Genomic DNA, 1,164 nt, shown 5'->3' with positions numbered 1-1,164 from the left:
TTCACGCTCTCTGGTCTTCGCCAGGGGGAGCTGGAACGTCTGTCGCTTCCGCTCTCGGAGGTCGAGGACCTCTATCCGGCGACCGACCTGCAGCAGGGGTTGCTGTTCCACGGGATGCTGGAGGAGGGCAGGGGTGTCTATGTCAGCCAGTTGCGCATGACGCTGTCCGGCGCGCTGGACAAGGCGACACTGGTTGGCGCCTGGCAGACGGCGATCGGGCGGCACGCCATCCTGCGCACCCACTTCGAATGGCGCCATGGCGGCCGGGCGCTGCAGGTGGTGCGCCGGGCAGCGAAGCTTCCCTTCGCCGAGCACGACTGGGCGGATGTGGAAGGCGATGATGCCTACGAGGCGCGGCTGGGCGACTGGCTGAAGCAGGATCTGGCGCGCGGCTTCGACAGCGCCGAGGCGCCGCTGATGCGGGTCAACCTGTTTGCCCGCCCCGACGGCCGGCACGATCACGTCTGGACTTGCCATCATGCCCTGCTCGACGGCTGGGCCTCGGCGCAGCTGCTCGGCGAGGTGATGGCCTCCTATACGAAGGGGGCGGAGGCGAAGCTGCCGCCGGTCGTTCCCTACCGCGACTATATCGCCTGGCTGCAGCGCCAGCCCTCGGCCGAAGACTGGTGGAAGGCGCGCCTTGCCGCGGTCGTCGATCCGGCGACGTTGACCGGCGCGATCGAGGCGCCCCCGGAAGACGACACGGCCGCAACCGTCTTCGAGCAGGCTCTCGGCAGGGAACTGAGCGAGCTGCTCCGCCGGACGGCGCAGCGTCATCGGCTGACGCTGGCGACGCTGATGCAAGGCGCCTGGGCAATCCTGATCGCCCGCTATGCCGGCCGTCCCCAGGTCGCCTACGGCGTGACGGTCTCCGGCAGGCCCGCCGAGCTTGCCGGCGTCGAGACCATGGTCGGACTGTTCATCAACAGCCTGCCTGTGCTTGCAGAGGTCAGAGGCGACGAGCCGCTCGCCGACTGGTTCGCCAGGCTGCAGGCGGCCAACAGCGAGCTGCGCCAGTACGAGCACACGGCACTCACCGACGTGCAGCGCTGGGCCGGCCGCTCCGGTGACGCGCTCTTCGACACCCTCTTCGTCTTCGAGAACTATCCCGTCGACGCCGAACTGCGCAAAAGCCAGACCACAGTCACCGTCGATCACGTCGCC

1 protein-coding gene is annotated in these 1,164 nt (G+C 68.6%); it reads left to right on the top strand.

What is annotated here, in order from left to right; translation table 11 throughout:
• Positions 1–1,164: condensation domain-containing protein (locus ACMGE0_RS33500; protein WP_436820162.1), on the top strand; the 1,164-nt coding region annotated here is incomplete at both ends.

It is taken from the genome of Neorhizobium descurainiae (genome assembly GCF_051400715.1).
In the GTDB taxonomy this organism is placed as follows: Bacteria; Pseudomonadota; Alphaproteobacteria; order Rhizobiales; family Rhizobiaceae; genus Neorhizobium.
Note: the sequence above shows the minus strand (reverse complement) of the source record. Positions and strands in the feature narration are given on the sequence as shown.